Annotated in this window: 6 protein-coding genes; all 6 read right to left on the reverse strand. The window is 51.0% G+C overall.

The genetic code is table 11. From position 1 onward, the window contains the following. Positions 1-516: 516 nt before the first annotated feature. Positions 517-1,842 carry an ATP-binding protein gene (locus tag EQU24_RS10910; RefSeq protein WP_017839472.1) on the reverse strand — a complete coding sequence of 442 codons (1,326 nt, stop codon included), beginning with the start codon at positions 1,840-1,842 and terminating at the stop codon, positions 517-519. A 580-nt stretch (positions 1,843-2,422) separates the two neighbouring features. Then, positions 2,423-5,752, reverse strand: coding sequence for an eCIS core domain-containing protein (locus EQU24_RS10915; protein WP_017839471.1), 3,330 nt, complete (start codon positions 5,750-5,752; stop codon positions 2,423-2,425). After that, complete coding sequence (locus EQU24_RS10920) at positions 5,749-7,173, reverse strand: contractile injection system tape measure protein (protein ID WP_017839470.1); 1,425 nt, start codon at positions 7,171-7,173, stop codon at positions 5,749-5,751. The genes EQU24_RS10915 and EQU24_RS10920 overlap by 4 nt, the downstream gene beginning before the upstream one ends. Beyond that, complete coding sequence (locus EQU24_RS10925; RefSeq protein ID WP_138767152.1) at positions 7,170-10,958, reverse strand: hypothetical protein; 3,789 nt, start codon at positions 10,956-10,958, stop codon at positions 7,170-7,172. The genes EQU24_RS10920 and EQU24_RS10925 overlap by 4 nt, the downstream gene beginning before the upstream one ends. Positions 10,959-10,974: 16 nt before the next feature. Then, the gene (locus tag EQU24_RS10930; protein WP_017839468.1) at positions 10,975-14,658 is read right to left on the reverse strand and encodes a hypothetical protein; all 3,684 of its coding nucleotides are present in this window, start codon (positions 14,656-14,658) and stop codon (positions 10,975-10,977) included. Next, complete coding sequence (locus EQU24_RS10935) at positions 14,655-18,446, reverse strand: baseplate J/gp47 family protein (protein ID WP_017839467.1); 3,792 nt, start codon at positions 18,444-18,446, stop codon at positions 14,655-14,657. The genes EQU24_RS10930 and EQU24_RS10935 overlap by 4 nt, the downstream gene beginning before the upstream one ends. Positions 18,447-18,448 lie beyond the last annotated feature (2 nt).

The raw sequence follows: 18,448 nt of genomic DNA on the forward strand, positions 1-18,448 counted from the left end.
TGCGCGCTGAAAATCTTGGAAACGGAGCGCTAGCGAAGTGAAGATTTTTAGTCCCCGATAGCCGTAGCGCCGGGTGTTTTGCCGGAGTCTGCGCGAATAGCGCAGGCGGAGGCAAAATACAAGGCATCGCGACACGGCGTAAAGCCATTTGTGGGAGTGCTACGGAGCCGCATCGAGTTTACGATGATGTGGCGTAGTGGCACGGACGCAGGGCGAATCGGGGCCGCCGAAGGCAATAATCGCCAAGTCATTTTTCGCTGCTGAAATCGGACGGACCCCATTTCAGCTTTCGCGAAAAATCTTGGCGCGCTTGCATTTGCCGCTTTATTAGTCATATTGGCATGGATTACCGATATCCAGGTAAGGTTAGGCATTGCCATCCATGGCACTGGATTCCGCCAATCCCTGGCGGAATGACGCTTAAGTTAGCTGACCCTACGGCGCTTTCTTTGCTCGGCAGGAACGGCCTACAGCACATATCATCTGCTGCTTTAGGTTTATAGTAGCGAGCAAAATCTAAACAACCTTGCCTTCTTTGATGAATTCGCGTTGAATCGCGGTTTCCAGTCTTTTTAGATCGAGCCTTGCGCTTTGCGCCGCTATGATTTCAACCGCGCAATAGTGGGTAACATTTAAAATGCTCGCACCAGACAATTCGTAACGATTCGCTACCTGCCGCCAATCGATGTCGATATGAACCTCGAGCTGTTCGGGAATTGTTTTGCGCCAAATTTCGTAGCGCTCATCCGCACCCGGCAGTGGAAAGTGAATGATAGCTTGAAAGCGCCGCACGAACGCCTCGTCGATATTAGCTCGCTGGTTTGAGGCCAGAATCACTAAGCCGTTATAGTTCTCGATGCGCTGCAATAAATAAGCGACTTCCTGATTGGCGTATTTGTCGTGCGCATCTCGTATGTCGGTGCGCTTGCCGAACAATGCGTCGGCTTCGTCGAAAAATAAGATCCAATCTTTGTTTTCGGCCTTGTCGAACAAACGCGACAGGTTCTTTTCGGTTTCGCCGATATATTTCGATACGACGCGCGACAAATCGATGCGGAACACGTCCTTGCCGGTCTGCTTGCCGAGCAGTGTCGCAGTCAAGGTTTTGCCGGTGCCGGGCGGTCCGTAGAACAACGCCCGGTAACCGGGCTTGATCTTTTTCTTCATGCCCCAGTCTTGCAGTAAGGTATCGTTGTATTCGATCCAATGTTCGATTTCGCGTATTTGTGTCAAGGTCGACGGCGGCAATACCAAGTCGTCCCAAGCCATTTCGGTTTCGATATATTCGGCCGGAAAGTCGATACCGAAGCGCGGTTTGCTAACCGTGCCGAGCGTCAACCATTCGACGATTTCAGGGTCGAGCACCAAGCGCCCGCTCATGATCGGCTCGCCTTCGGGTACCGGGTCGAGCCGGAGAATTTTTTGTTTCGCGAACCAATGGTCGTCGCTGAAGATTTTTTGAACTTCGAGACGTTTTTCCAGATCGTCCCCGGCCAGAATGAATTGCGCGGTTTCGCCGGTGGGAAGAATGCCTCGGTGATTAGTGCCTTTGACGCCGCCGAATTCGGGGAAATCGCCGCCTTCGGGAAGAAACTCGGAAATCAATTTATTGAAGAAATGAGGTTGGAGGTGAGGAACGATAGCGAGTAACAGTACGACAAACTCTTCCAGGCTAGGGTTGTATTTTTCTATGAATTCGGTCAGCCATGATTCACTGCTATAAAAACTCAACGACTTTATTTCAATTTCCGAGGGTTTTCTAAGGCGCGAATATAGGCAATCTTCAATAAAGGATTTTAACCAGTTAAGGGCTATTTCAAGGTTAGCGATATCAACATTCATTGAGCGTCATTTTTTGAATTTTATTTAGGACAAAGACCGTAAAAAAATGCCGATTTGTGCTTATTCCTAACCACTGAATCCTTACTCAGGTCAAATCATATTGGCTTAGTTAACCTCGGTAGGGTTGCCGTGCTACTCGTTCCCACCGCTCCAGCATAGGAATTCATATCGTTCTTGCCTCGGCAGCGAAGGTATGCGTTTCCACGGAGTACCGCTCATCGTTATACATAAGTCATAAATTCCCCTTTTGCAATATCAGCCAATGAGGCCTCGATACCATTTATTTTCGCTTAACACTCTCGACCTCGAAATCGCGATCAGGGGATCTGCTCCCACAGAGCATCCAGCCCTTTGTGGGAACAACGCATTCGTCACGATTGACTTTCAATATCCACAGATTTTTCAAATAGTACCATTCCCAGGTATTCGATAACCTCTGTTCAGCACCTTTACCGGTCTTGTGTATACATTGGGAACCAAAAATCTTTTATGCTATGTCACAAATTCCGGTTTGGGACATCCTGACGGCAAACTCTGGCTTGCGGATTTTTCAACTATTAATACGAACATAGCCTTGATATCACCCGAACAAACGCCCGACAAGTTCTACGGAAAGTAGAACTTTGGGATTGTTTTCACTTTTGGTGTAATCAAGCTCAATCGTAATATCGCAAATTGTCGCTTTCTCCTCACCCTTATGTGCAGTCACAACATAATTAACTTCTTCCAATACAGCCGTTCTTTTTCTACGAATAGCCGGACTCAATTTGAATACCACGCCTGGAGGTTCTATTTCAACGAGATGTTTCATAAACGTTTCTATTCCGTGCTCCATGTAACTCAGATTGACCAACTTAGGAGCATAAGACATCCCCTCAGATAAATCATGCCCAATAATAGGACCAAAGATATGAGAACGATGCTTGCCAGTTTGTCCGGTCTTCTCCGGTCCAGATAATACATTTTCAGCACCACCGGATTTAGGGCGAGGTATCGGAACACCAATAGTTTGTGTAGGAAGCTTAATCATTTCCCTAGGTAGCACAGTATCCATCATCGTCGGCGACTTAGCTTTAGGGTTGATTTCCGCTTCAACATGAAATTTCTCTGTAGCTCCTTTCCGTGACTCAGTAACAAATTCCAATTTAGACATTCTGTATTTTTGCTTTATTAGCATCAGGTTAGACACTTTTTTATTACGCGATAGTTGATGGTTTTCCATCATGGGAATGACTTCACTCATTGCTTTGCCTAAATCCGCTTGTTTCTGAGCATCGGTTCGCTCATCCGATTTGCTTTTCCCGCCAAAGAACTTCGCAAACAAAGCCTTAGCCCTGCTGACGATCCAGCCAATCAACTTATCCAACGCCTTATCAATCGGCACGCGAACTTTTTTGATTACTCCCATGACTTTATCGGCGACTTTACCGAAACCTGCGAAGCCGGCGAGAAAACTGATGGCCAGCGACAACATGCCGGCCAGTACCGATTCGACGCGTTTGGCCGCCGCACCGATGTTGCCGGCGGCGATTTGAACGATCGAACCGATGAATGCGGCGCCGACCTGGGCGATTTTCGACAATTTCTGCACGACGACCATCACTAGATCGTAAATGGACAAAATAGCCGAAATGAAACCGGCACCCGGTATAAACATTGAAACGATCTTGGGAACAGCCTTTTTGACGACCATGTCGACAACCATACTTATAATTCCACCGATCACGGTGTCCTTGAGGTCCGAAAGCTGATCCTTGATTTTATCCCATGCGGCAGCAGGTCCTTGCGTGACCAATGTTTTGACGATGTCGAAACCGGTTTCGAGCGCCTGAACGGTTTTTTCGCCGAGCACTTTGACTAATTTGACGCGCATATTTTGCCAAGTTAATCCCAACACCGAAAACACGAACTTCGCAATCTCGCCCAATGCAAACGATGCAGGGATATAAACACTCGGCAATGAACCGGTTAGCCATTCGAACAGCCCTTTTTTGAGATGTCCTAGAAAATTGCCGGCGAACTGTTGAAAACCCAATTTACCGGCCGCAGCCAAATTACCGACGAAAGGTAACGGATTTTTTAAAATCGCTTTCAGTGCACCGCCGGTACGCTTGACGATACCGATTACGCCGGGCTTAACGGTGTCAAAAATAATCTCCAGCAGATTCCACAAGGCGCTTCCCGCCCAACCGATGAATTGACCCGCAAACGAGCCGAAAACCTTGGCCAGTTTTCCGAACGCGAGCGGAATCAAAATAATATCCTTGATTTCCAATGCCTTGAACGAGGCAATAAAAAGCCCCGGAATTTGTACGGCAAAAGTTTTGACCGTTTGCATCGATTTTTTGAACCAAGCCATGCAGCGTGGCACTGCATTCGCTTCCTGAATCTTGGCCCAGACATCGCCCTGATTAATCAAATTCATGAATCCGCCGATCAACGCCTCGGCATCGTCCGGCGCCTTATCGCCGGTAATCGGATCCTTGCCGAGAACAGAGCACAACAACGGATAAGCATTCGTTTGACTGCGCGCAAACTCGGCAATCGGATTGAGAATCGCATCCTTGATCAAACCGGCAATTCCGCCGACGAGACCGGCGGCAAAAGATTTTACTTTGTCTATTGGTCCGGTAATTAGGCGCTTGCCCTGCTCCCAAACAGCATCCAGATTTTTGATATCGGTAATCGATCGCTCTTTGATAAATTGTTTAACGCTTTCCCAAATACCGCTCCCCATTTCCTTGAGTGCATCGAATTGCTGATAAACCCAGTCGCTTATTTTCGAAAAGATTCCATGATTATCCAAGGCTTGATTGATAACCGGGCCGATTCCGGGCAGCAGACTGATGACTCCCCGCATGATGTTGCCCGGACTGCGATCGACAGCCGCACCGGTCACCGGGTTCATGCCGATCACCACGGTCAACATCGGGAAGCCCGGTATCAACGCAGCCTTTCTGGCAATGAAATCGCGCGGATCCGGTAAAAAACTGCGTTGTAGCGCAGGATGCGTTGCAGTCGTTGTCACCTGCGGACTCCGCTGCACGGCGGCGCCCTGTTGTATCGTATGGGTCAGTTCGTGTGCAAGCAGTTGCTTACCTTCTCCGGTACCGGGCCGGTATTGGTCGTGGGAAAAGAATATGTGATTACGGTAGGTAAAGGCTTTCGCGCTGAGTCGGTTGCTTAAGCCGCCGGCTTCGGCGTCGTGATGAATCCTAATGTTGCTAAAGTCGGCGCCGAAGCGAGGCTCCATGAAGCCTCGGATATCGCCGGATAAAGCCTCGCCGCCGGTGGTTTTATTATGAATCGCCGATTGGACTTGGCTACTGACGCCGGGCGCGCCGTCGCCTTTGCGTTGTAATTGGTCTTCTTCTTTTTTTCGGATCTCTTCGTCGCTTGATTCGGCTTTCTGCAGTTCTTCGTCGGGAGCTTTAGCCCTTTGTAAGGGCTCTTCCTCTTGCTTTTGCAATTTTTCTTCAGGAGCTTCCGCCTTTTGTAGTTTGTCTTCAGGTCTTTCAGCCTTTTGCAGTGTTTCGTCTTCTTGCTTTTGTATCGTTCGCTCGGGCTCTTCGGCTTTTTGGAGTGGTTCTTCCTCTTGTTTTTGGACTTTTTCTTCGGGAAGCTCGGCTTTTTGAAGAGGCTCTTCTTGTTTCTGAACTTTTTCCTCCGGTAATTCCGCCTTTTGCACTCGCTCTTCCGGCGCCGGCATCTTCATGACCTTATCGGCCATGTTATCGGCCTCATTTTCGAATTTGTCGCCGGGTTTGTTGGCCGTCATTTTCAATTGCACGGCCGGCGCTTTCGGTTCGTTCGCGGCCGCAAAAAATCCGCTCGAACCGGCCTTGGCAAAAAAAGCTTGATTGGCCGGTTTCGAAACAGTGCCGGATGATTTTTTTACACCGGTCTTCATAGGCTCCACTCCACCCAAAGCAGGTTTTGCATCCACGGCAGCTTAATCGTTGCAATGTTCCAAGGCAGGCTATCCAGTAAAATGTCGCAGCTTCGATATTCGACATGCAGTTGCCAGTCGCCATCGCCGCGCCGCATCAGTTTTCCGGGCCTCAGAATAAACGTTCCTCGTAAACTGTCGATCGAGGTATTTCGTAATACGTCCCAATGTTTCACCACGGCAGTCAATAATTCATCGGCTTCGCTTCGTTCTTCGAGACTCAGTTCCGTTAGGGTTTCGACCGGCACGGGCAAGTCGATATTGCACAGTACCTTAGGTAATACCAAGTCGTATTCGTGTGCAACTGTTTCTGCGGTTGCCAGATAATGTAAAAGCGCCAAGGCCCTGCCGGTTTTAACAATTTTATAGTCTTGCAAACAAGTCGATGCGGTAAACAGTTGCGGCAAAAATGGATGCAGCAACACCAAGCCGGCATTATCGACATAGACGCCTTCGTCGATATCCGGATCGTCGAAGGGATACGATGAATGCGCTAGTAGCTCATCTTCCTGCCGATGTGTCGAGGGTGTTTGGGACCGTGATGCCGAATCGCTTCTCCGAGACACTTGATGTTGCTGTTTCCCTGCGAAACGCCGATCCAGTGCGTAGTTTGCGTCGTATCGGTCTTTAACAATTGCATCTATTTCGTCCAGCATCGTTTGGCTAACGGCTTGACCCGACGACAATATGACCAACAGGTTCTGCACAACAGTTCTTAAGCGGTCGTCTTCGGCAGTCGCGGGCGGTACGGAATCCGTTAAGTCTTGCCGTATTTTCTCGAAAACGACAGCGGTTTCCGGAAAATAACGAACTAACAAGCGGGCAACGAAATCCGTCGAAAACTGCCGAAGCAAACGGATTCTAGCCGCATCGTCTCGTAAAACTCCGATCAGCGCCTTACTGAAATGCCGGCCACCCAAGGCGGACTCGTTATCACGCCAGTTTTCGGTCAAAACCTGTTCCAAATTTTGACCGGTCGGCAAACGGAACGACCAAGGCAAACGCCCTATCCTCAAAAAAAACAACAGTGCTTTGTTTACGGCTTGTTGTCTCGATTGCCGATAATTTCCGCCGGCGATGAGCGCCCGCGAATCGTCGGTATGCGAAGCGCTAATATCGGCTAAGGCGCTTTCCAGATTGGTAGCAATTCTTTTCGGTAACTCGCTTTCCAGATTATCCAATTCGATGCTTCCGACATCGATCGTCAAGCGTTCGAGATACAGATAATCGTTCGGCGATGAACAACGCTCCAAAACACCGTCGAGAATTTGAACAATTTTGTCGTGAGTCAAGCGAGTCAATAGGCGTTGTAATTCGACGCCGTCCGCATCGGAGCCGGTCGTTTCGGCATCGAGCGCATAGCATCGAATCACTGCGTTCATCGGAGCAATAAGGTTCGTTCGGTAACGTAATGGCAGCCGTTCGCAGTGATTACGGTGAGTCTTGCGCTAGGTCCAAGGCTCTCGAACTCAACTTCGACTTTTTCGCCGGCATATAGCGGTTCTGACGTTCGAGCAGATGGAAAATCCCATATCCAGGCAATGATTGGAGGCGATGCTCTCCCTTCGACGCCTCCCGAGAAACTCATTCGGTTTGTACCAACCGACTCGAATGTTATCGTGGGCCGGATATCAGGGCCGTCGCAAAGCCTTCTGAATTCGCCGTCCACGCATTGATTGCGTTCGCTGCAGTCGAAGGCCGGAATCCGGGTTTCGGTATTGCGCCTGCGGTCTCGTAGGATCACACCGTTGAAGAACGCATTGCCGTTAGGCAACGGCTCATTGCTATAGCGCACGCTAATATCGAAGACCGGCGCCGGTTGCCCATAGCTCATGGCCCATTCCAGACTGAAGCGTTCGCAAACAAAATGCTCGATTCGCAAGACCGAGAACGGTTCCTTTTCGTCCGGCTCGTATGAGACGATCAGGCGCCCCCTGCCCGCCTCGCCGAATTCGTCGACCAACACTTCTTCTATCGATGCGTTCAGTATTTTAATGGCTCCGCCTATCGTATTATCGAAAGATTGATTCAAGTTAGCCGCTGTGACATCCGCAAAGACTTTTTCTGCACCTATCTCGAAATTTTGACCATTGAAGCGGAAATGGATCAAATTGCCGCTTAGTCGAACTACTTCATAAGGCGTTTCCGGACCGGGCGCTTGCAGCCATAAACGATAAGCGCAGCGCCGCGACAAACCTTCGCACGGTAAATCGCATTCCGCTTCGCAAACGAAGACCAATTCGGTTCTGACGCTGCATTGATTACGGTCCACGACCTCGACCGGCAGTGTTTGGCCGCTCGCTGTCGGCGGTGAAACGAACTCACTGGCGCTTAGCATTTCGCCATTCACCGAATACGGCGGCGTGCCGCCGGTAATTCGCATAGTCGCGATATAGGCACCGGCATCGGTGCATCGATATTCCGGTTCGAGCAAAAGTAAAGACTCGGCGATCACGATTTCGCGCACCGTCGACTCGCTATCGTCGGCATCGATGATGCGCATGCGATGAGCGCCCGTGTTTAATATCAGCGGCTTATCGGTTAAAGGCTCAAAGGCTTGATTGTTTAGTTGCAAGCGATAAGGCGCTTTGCCGCTCAGCGGTATCACGGAAACTTCCGCTTGATGGTTAGGATTCGTGCAGCCCACTTCAATATCGAAGGTCGGCGGCGATTTTGGCAAGACGAATTGAATCGGCGCGCAGTCCGAACAGCACAAATAAGGCAGATAAAAATCGGCGATGACCGAGCCGTCCGGTAATTGACCGACAACCGCATCCAAGAGTTTTTGCCAGTTCGACGGCGCTGCTGTCTCCGGACGAAACGGTCTTCCGGTCACGGTTTCAAGTAGCCATTGCAAATCTTGATCGTTCGCCAATGCGGGATTGTTTTTCAGCCTATCGGCCGCCGCCTTCACTCTTGTATGTGCAACGGATGGCTGCATGCCTTCAACGGTTAATGCTGGGGCGGCAACATTTTTCACTGCGGATACCCCAGATTTTGCTTCGGATTTGGACGTCTGGTGATAGACCAACACGAATGTGCCGCCGATGGGCACGCCGGCTTTATGGCGGATACCCGGATGTTTTTGTAAAAAATGGCTCAGAAAGCGTTTTTTCTTGACTTCGCGAACCCGACGCAACAACTCTTCTTCTATGAGTTCCAGGGCTTCGAGCTTGCATTGATCAAGCATCGATTTCAAGACAAGAGAAAGCGCTTTCCAATCGAGTTCGCCTGCGGTTTCATCGCCTTCCCGCTGTTTTTCGATTTCGGCCGTCCATTGTTTAAGCCCTTCCATGTTTTGCTGCAATGATGGCCAGTCGATTTCGGCGAGATCCTCGACCAATAGATGTTCGAATTTGTACAGATACCCCACCGACCGAATCGCGGCATTCATCAAAGGGGGTTCGCCGATATCGACCAAATCGCACACATCACGTCCCTGATATTTTTCGGCGAATAAGGCGCCCAGAGTACCTGGCTGCCGATCGAGTCTTGCTATGCGGCTTTCGGCGGAGAGAGCTTGCCGGCCGATGTTTTTGTTCAACAAGGCCGATAGCGCCTTAGAAGACGCGCATAAAATTTCTCGCTTGTAGGCTCGGTAGAGCGTCAGCAAATCCTCGAAATAACAGGCATGCTCTTTAAGATCGACTGTTCCGGATTCTTCGAACGCTCCGGTACGCAATGCCATGATTTGTATCGGCAATCGGTAGCGATCTTTGTGCTGCAATAGGTTTTCCAGTACATTCTGATAGGGCTTGCCTAAGTGTCCTTCAATGCGCAAAAAATTGTAAGGTTCAAGATCGAAACGCAGCGGATCGAGCACGAACGCTTGCGAAGCATATTCAAAGGCGCGGTAGCCTAGATTTTGCGCGGCCCGACCGCGCCGGGTCATAACCGGATTCCATAAGCGATACAACGGCGGATTGCCGTTTTGCAAATAATAGTAAGGGATCGCCTTCTCCGATAATGCGACGGAGCCCAAACGGCTAGGCGTTATCTTGATCTGCTGCGTTGCATCGTTCGTTAATGGCGGCTTATTCGAAAACCGCTCGACCATCTCGACCAAACGCGCGAACAACTGTTGTAGCGTTCGGGTTTGCTCTGTACAGGCGCCGACCGCAGGAGACGGCAAAAAACGATGCCGGTAATAGCCGGGCTCGGCGACGGCTTCGGGAAACAATAAACCCACCATTAAATGCCGTGGAAACAACTCTGCCGGCGGGCCGCATAAACAAATCAACTCAGCCGCTTGCCAGCGGAATTCGTCGTAAGCGGACAACAAGTCGTCGAAACAATCGTAATAATACGGTAGAAACAAAACTTGTTCGGCCGAATCGGGTTGGCTATTCAAAAAACCGAATTTCGCGTCGAAGCCTTCGAACGGATCGTTCGGATAATCGTTCTCGACGAGCGGTTTAAAGGCTCGATACGCGGCCGATAAGGCCTCGCCGACTTTAGCGGCCAAGCCGGAAGAGGAAAAAACAGCGTGAAATGCAGCCAAGACCTGCTGCGAAGTCGCCAAGGACGTACTTGGCACGCTGATATTCGGCAAACGCAAATCCGGCAAATTGAAACGTTCGGCCAATTGATTTTCCAAATCGGCGGAACTCAGACCCGCATCGAGGCCGTTGAGCGCGGCAATGATGTCGGCTAAATCGGTGCGTTTGATCAACAAACGCCTAAGCGTGACCGTCACCGACGATCCTTTGTCGTCGCAATTATTCGGACTGCAATTGCGCAGCGGGGCCTTTTTCAACTCCAAAAACAGCAGCAGCGCCTTATCGTTCAAGAAACCGGACGGTTGATTCAAGGCTTGGGTATTCGGCTCGCCGTTCGGGAACAGTTCCCAAATCGGATGGCCTTCGAAGGAGGCATACCCGATATCGTTGGGCAGCGTGTATGAACGATAGGCGCTCAGTTCGATATCGTCGGCTTCGCTGACCAAATAGCCTTTCGAAGTGATACCGACGCCCTTCGATAGCCGAATAACCGCTTCCGGAGACGTCGTGTATTCGATTTCGAAACCGCATACGATACCGATACCGATCAGGTTCGAACGCGTCAGCCGGTTTTGCTCGTCCAAGTAATTAAATACCTGATTCAGATGCCGGTTGCTCAACACCTGATTGGCTTCGAAAATTGGAAATTGATCGTATTCAGCTTTCATGACGTTTTGACCGTATTCATGGGTTTTCAAAGGGCCGTGGTACGGCATTGAGCGAACCGAGGGCCGTTTTATCGAGCCGTACCGGATTATGATCGCTGCCGTCGTCGCAGTCGTGCAGAGTCGCTTCGGGGTATATAGATTTCAGATCGGCCAGCAAATTGACCACGATTCTCAGCCGGTAAGACACTTCGATATAGCGTTGATAATGCTTATCAAGCAAGGCTTTCAATTCGTCTTCGGTACCGGTTTTAAATTGAGCATCGGAACATAGCACGATCGGTGCCGGCTCGAACGATGACAAATCTTCCGGCGGTTCCAAGCCGTTTTCGACATAGCCGTTCAGCCAATCGGAAAACGCCGTGCCGTAATCGGCAAGAATGCCGGCGGCGCATCGGCACAACGTCGTTTCGTCTCCATCGAGCAAAGCCTCGGCCAACAAGGCTTCGACTCTTTCCTGCAGGCGCTGTTCGGTCCAATTGATCGAGGCGTTCGCTTCAAGCCACAAGCACCAAGCCGTTTCGAAACGTTCGAACTGCCGGCCGTAACGGGCGATTTCAGCAAAATGTTCGGTCAACCGAGAAACGATAGTGTTCCATAAAACGGCGCCGATCGCCGCGGCACACTCTATCCCGCCGGGATTCAGGATCGACTCGAATTCGCTTGCCAGCTGCGCCCGTAAAACGTCCGGATCGAAATAATCCAGCGTTTTGCCGTGGTACCAGTCATTGAAGACTCGGCTGAAATCACTGTAAATCGCTTTTGCACAGTCGCAGGACTCCTCTTCCGTAGCCTGGTTTTGTTCGAGCAATAGCGCGGCCAACTCGTTCACGAGCGGTTCGCAGGGATTGTCGATAATCCTTTTATTGCCGACCCAACAGATTTTGCTCAATAAGTGCGTCGGCGTTTCTTGGCGTATCGTGCGTTCGGCAAACGCTCGCAAATCCAAGTTGACGTTATACGGCGAGGTCCAGCCCGGCATGACCCAGGTTAAACGAAACGAATAAGGGTCCTCAAAGCCGCAGGTTTTACATACGCCTTCAGAGCATACGGGATAAAGCGCGTCGCCGGGAAACTTCGGTCTGAGCAGCACATGTTCGACCAGGATCGTTCGTTGGTGCGCGCTCCAATTCAGTAAAACGGCCTTGATCTTTTGCGCCTCGGCCTCTGTCGTCAAATCATCCGGATGAGCGGCGCGCAATACGATCGTATCCTCCTCAAGCGTTAATCGATGAGTCTGCTCATCTATCCGATAAATTTCAGGGTCGCTCATTTGCTTGACGACCGTACGGTAAGCGGCGGTGTTCGATGCAGCGTATGCGTCAAGCTCAAGCGTCCCGGTCAACCAGGGCCGATTATTCCAATCCATCAATTCAAAAGCGATTTCGGTCTTGCCGGCGATGGTTTCCAATGGCGACAATGTCATCTTCAGATCGGCAATGCCCAGCAGCAGATTGACGCGTTTTTTCAGAACCGGATATTGCTTTTGCGCGCAAGCTTCGCCGGTAGTGTCGAACGACCGGTAACGGTACCGGCTAATTTCCGGCAGTCCTTTGAGCAGGGCGAGTTTGGTATCGATCAAGGATGCTTGCGCTTTTTGACGGCCGGCAAGGTCGCTTAGCAATAAGGTGTAGTCGGATAACTGTTCGCCGAAACGGGCCAATAAGTGATCGAGAAACCGGTTACGCCGCTGCAAGAATTCCGGTTCGGACTCGATCAGCTTTTCAAGTTTTTCTTTATCCAAATCGGCGACCAGATCGTCGTAACCGTCGATGATATCTTGCGTTAACTCCTTGATAAAATAGGTTTGACGTATACCGGGGTCCAACGAAAAACAATCGGTACTTTGCGCTAGCTGTGCTATTTGATTGGCCAAGAATTGCTCGAATACCAGCAAATAGGCTTTCAATTGTTTGGCTTGAGCCCGGCGTAATTTGGACGCATGGCTGGGCAGGCCTTCGGGGCCGATGCCATAGCTCTGCGGAAATTCGTTTTGTATCGAAAAATAATGGCCGGGATCTCGGTACATTCCCTTCGGCAACGGCAGGTCTTTCGGCGTATTTTTGATCTTCGGGCGTTCGGCTTCGCCGCGCAATTGATGCAAGGTCGCGACGGCTTCGTCGTGCCTCGCTTGAAAAGGCAGGCCGTTTTTAAAAAACAAGAATCGCGATGCTTCGCGGTAAAATCGCGGCTGTCTGCGATCGTCGAGCATCAGCAACCAGGCCGCGCTGATTCGATCCGGATCGAACAAAGGCTTGCCGTCGTTTTGCTGAATGGGGTCGGCCTTGCCTTTGACGATTCGGCCTTGCGGGTCATAGAGGGTCAGCAGCAGGTTGTTGACCGCCAGAACGCCGTCGATCGCCATTAAACGCTTAATGATATCGGACGCTCTGATTTCCGACTTCAACATCGCCCGTTGCAGATCTTCGGACTTGATGAAACCGTTGTCGAGCGCCGGTCCGTTAAAAATGGCCTCGACCGACAAGCCTTCATCGCGCAATTCTTGCAAACTGTAAAACGCGATCGGCGGATTCAGGTAATGTTCGATTTCCTGCCAGATACGCGCTTGCACGCGGTCGATATCGGCATCGGAGGCCACTTCGACATCGGCGCACACCGCAATTTCGGCCAGCGCTATACCTTCGATACGGCAAAAATCTTCATCGAGATTGCGCCTCTTATGCAATGACTGCTTGGCCTGTTCAACAGCTTGAGCGATCTTGTGCACTTTGCGCCGGTAAAGTCCGACGATTCCCGAATCCGAAACGTCTTCCAGCAACTCTACAAGTTCGGCCAGCGTTGTTTCTTCCTTTGCATCGGCATTGCCGAACACCCGTAGCGTGGCATGGTCGATATTCAGCGTCAATCCCACCGATTCCTGTTGAAAATCGACTTGAAAATCGACATAGAACAATTCCCGCCAATGTCTCTTTAAATAGCGATCCTTGCCGGCCTGATCCAACAACGGGTCGGTCAATACGTCATAGTCATCGGTCGCACCGATACGTACGCTGACCGAATAGTCGTTCGGATGATCTAAAAAAGCTTGCCATTCCTCCTCAGCGGACAAGGATAAATCGGGGAAACGCAGCTCAATGACTCGGGTCTGCACTCTGCCTTCGGCATCGTAAAAATGACGCATTTTCTGAATTTTGCGGGCATTCAAGTCGCCCAACTCAGGGTCGGATTCCAATTCCAGCAAGACTTCGTATAAACCCGATACCGTGACTTTTTTCGCATCGAGTTCGCCTTGTTCGAGTTGCCGATAAGACAAAGCCAAACGGTCTTCGTCGCACACTACGTAATAATCGGTTTCGCAGGCGCATTGCTTACAAAATATCCATGCATTGCGCACCGGTTCCAAATCGATTAAAACGCGCCTGAAATCGTTCGGCGTCACAGGGCCGCTCGTTAAAATCTCGCGTGCGGTATAAAAAGCTTGTCTTGGAAAAGGGTCGGCAGCGGTCGAGGTTTCAAGGGTTAATAGGTCCTTGATATCCCAACCGCTTCGGTAAGCGATATCGGTCAACGCATAACATAAGGCTTCCAGGATCGTGATGCCCGGATCGTGGGTGTTGTAATCGGTCCAATGCCGACTGCCGGCCTGCTCGATATAGCCGATGCCTTCGCGGCGCAACGCAAAAAAGTCTTCGCTAGGCTTTTGCGAATCCAGTCGGGGTAAGAAAACGGCAGGCTCTTTCATGGCTCGCACGGACAGGTTTCGCCGAGTTCATGCACTGCGGCGGGTTTGATGACATCGATTTGGTGTTCGCCGGCCGGCGCCGAAACCAAAATCGATGCCGCAGTCGAGCCTGCCGCTTCATGGACCGCAACTTCTCCTGCCGTCCCGCCGCTATCGTGATACAACACAAAGTCGGTCAAATAATCGACATAAGTCTGCTCTTCGATGAAACGAATCAATACCGATTGATGAATTTTTCCGCCGAAAGAGGGCTTTGCATCGTTCGCAAAAGCCCAGGGCGACAAAAACCGGGTAATCGCTTGGCGTAGCGTATTGCGATAAAACGTCTCGTCGAAGCCTTCATGAAAACGGACTTTACACGAGCAATGCACGGTCTCGAAGCGCGGATTGCGGACATGCAAGTTGACGAAACAGGGCACGCGCGAACTCAAAAAATCCTTGATTTCATCGAGCAAGCCGAGACTCGTATAGGGTTTGAGGGGATCGCGATACGTTTGGAATCGCAGATTGGGAATCGCGACTAGCGTAACATGGCCCGGCGCGAGTTCCCGATAGACGAAATCGCCGTTTTCTCCGGGCTCGTACTGAGTATGATTCAGGCATTTGACGCGATAAATTTGCGGAAAGGCTTCCAAAACCAGGTGTTCGTAATCCCAAAGCGCGACCGCTCTGTCCTTATGACGCAAACGCTCGCTGACGCGCGTATAAAAAGCCGCCGGCGTTTCGGCGCCGCGTCCGCCGAACGAGGAAAAAGGCTGCTCGATCTTTTTGACGGCCGCATTTGGCCGCTCCAACTGACTTATCGTGCCGGCTTTTAGCGGTTTCGCCGAGAAGCCGGGATCGTTGCCTCGGTCGCTAAAGGTCGCCTGCAAGGCTTGCGCAGAAACGGCTTGTAAACGGCAAACCGCTTCGCTGTGCGATGCAACCGCCGCCCTTAGCCAATGCATGCCGGGGGGCAAAATCGAGTTGTTGTTATCGGCGTCGTTCGGTAGTGCAAACCTGATGATGCCGGAGTTCAATAGACCGCCCGTGCCGTCCTCGACTTCGTCTTTTTTGAAAGCAATCCATTCGTTGCCGCGTAGATAGTTCCAGTGGATATGCGGGTCGGGTTTGATCGTCAACGGGTCGGCCGTGCCGTCCGCGACTTGGAACAGCAGAGACAGGTTTTGCGGCGGTTCGAGCCCATCGATGCCGATATAGCATTCGGCTTCGCTATGAACCGTCAGTTCATCGCGCATAAAACCGAACTGTGGCAGCAGATTGACCTGTTTGGCGGTATTGAGCGCCGGGTGTTGTTCGGCTTGACCGAACGGGCCGATATGGAAAAAATGCACTTCGCGCTGTTGCATGGCGTCCGGTAACGCCGAATTCAGCATGATAGCCTGGGAGGCCCGATAATCGATAATAAGCTGTTCGATAAACGGTCCGACCGGCGGCGCGCCGGGATGCGAATCCGGTTTAGGTTCTTGGTCGGTCAGAAAATTCGTTAAATCCGTTAAATATTGGTCGAATCCGAAATCCCCTTGAAAAATCAAACGTACAAAACCGTTGACATCATCGATGCGATAAACCGCATTGTTCGCAAAACTGATGTCTTGATGGAAGGCATGTTGCGCGGTATCGGTCAAATCGAATTCCGTCGCGGCGAAATTAGCCGAAGCCGATGACGCTTGCCATTGCCCGGCTTTCAAATAGGCTAGCCCAATCGTCGGTACGCCGCTTTGAACGATATTTAACGTAGTGTCCATTTGACTCGCGGTGAACGGCGGTTGAGGCTCGCCATTGCTTTCTAAGATATTGAATACAATAGGATAAGCGTGTAATAACAATCCGCCCGGCGGATAGTACGACGGGGGATTTTGCCATTCGATGTATAATTTGGCCGAGTCGAGACGTTTTTGAAAAACCTCGCTCGACCCGATCGTCAACCGGTTGCCGTTGACCGGACGCGCACCGAAGGGTTGAAACGGTTTCGACAAATCCACCGTACCGAAATCGTTCGATACGGCAAGCGAGCGCACGCCTTTTACGTCGACGCTCAATTGAATCGAGGCGATGACCGGATCGCGCAACGTTTCATAAGCAAAAACGCTGTCCGCACGATGCTTCAATCGAATCATCAGGACCGGCAGCGACGTCTTAAAGCCTCGAGCATGCACTTTCTCCGAATAAGGCGTCACGGCCGGGTCGGCGCCGTCCAAGCGAAGCTCGAATGTGATCGAATTACCGCTTAAAACGAAGGTCGTAGCGGTAATTTCGAACCAATCGTCTTCGCCGGTCAATTGGCAAACAATCGCATTTTTTAATTCGGGCGAGTTTCCTGCGGGACTGCCCGATAACTGAAACTCCAGCGTGATGATCCGATCTCCTTCCGCCAACCATAAATAGTGCGAAGCGATAGCAAAACCCAGTTCGGCCTCGGGCATCGCAATGCTTTCCAGTAGCGCATTGCTATAGCGTTTATTGAAAAACGGATGCCAAGATTGTTCTTCGTTGGTCAGTTTCGCCCCCAGTCCGTCTTCGGAATCGGCAACCGGCGAGGCATAGTAACGGCCCGACTGTTTAGCCGCATTGACACCCAATCCGGTGACCGCTTCGCCGCCATGACGGTATACGGTTTTCAGCTCTGCGACCTTCGCTTTATTGGCAATGAAATCGCGGTCGTTCGTAAAAAAGGCCTCGATGCCTGACTCGTCCTTTCCGGCCTTGAACGACACGCCGCTATCGAACCGGTGACTGTCGGCATGTTTAGCCAATTCGGCCAATAAATGGACCCGAGGCGGTTCGGCGGGTTTTTCCTTGAGCTGTAAAATGTCCCGGTAATAAAAATCCAGGTGCCGGCCTGTCAAGGTGTTGATCTCGGCCCGAGTCCCTTCGAATAAGCGTAAAAAGGCGATCAGCAGTGCATAATGCGGCTCATGATTGCCGTTTTGAATGAACGAATTTTCCAGTTCTTGTTTGGCTTCGACGACGATGCGCGCATAGATTTTTAAAAAATCATCGAATATCGATGTAAAAAGGTTGTGGCTCGCGATCGAATTATGGATCGAAAACCAATAATTCGGATTGGACGGGTCAAGCAGTGGGCCGAAACCCCCCGCATCCTTGACGATGCTGTCGATGTAATGCGGCCAATCCGGAAAGTTGCCGATGATCCAATCTTTCGAAAAGGGCCTTCGATAGATATCGCCGAAGGATTGGGCTTCTTGACCGAATATCGTCAATTCCGCAGCAACGTCCAGCTCGTCGTCGGTCAATCCGAAATCGCTCTCGTAAGCCTTGTAGTAGGCGATAAGCCGTTTGAAACCTTGCGCCGACTGCGATCGTATGCGGTTTTGCAAAAGATTTTTCAGCGCCGTATCGACCGGCAAGTTTTCTTTCAAGCGGTCTAGTCGCTTGGCCATGGTCGCCGCGATACTGAACAAGAAACCCACGCGTTGTTTGAGCGCCTCTGCTTGCGTTCGATTGCCGCTATTATTCAAAAAATCGAAATAGGCTTTGACGGCCGAGCGGTACGCGTCGACGTCTTGTATCGCGGCGACAGCCAACAACACCGAGACATCCTTATCGAAAAAACTTTGCCAATCGCCGGTGACGCTGTTGTTCGGGTCATAATAATTGAGATAGGCCGAATAGGCTTTTGCAAACACCAGGCCGTACTCCGGTCCTCGTTCATTAACCGGCACATGGTTCGGATCCAAAGCCTTCGGCACACGCAAGTCTCGGCTTCTGCCTTCATGCGCTAGCCTCGAGGCATCGGTGTTTTGTTTGCAATCCGAGTTGGCCATGA

The sequence above is a fragment of the Methylotuvimicrobium buryatense genome, assembly GCF_005931095.1.
Lineage (GTDB): Bacteria > Pseudomonadota > Gammaproteobacteria > Methylococcales > Methylomonadaceae > Methylotuvimicrobium > Methylotuvimicrobium buryatense.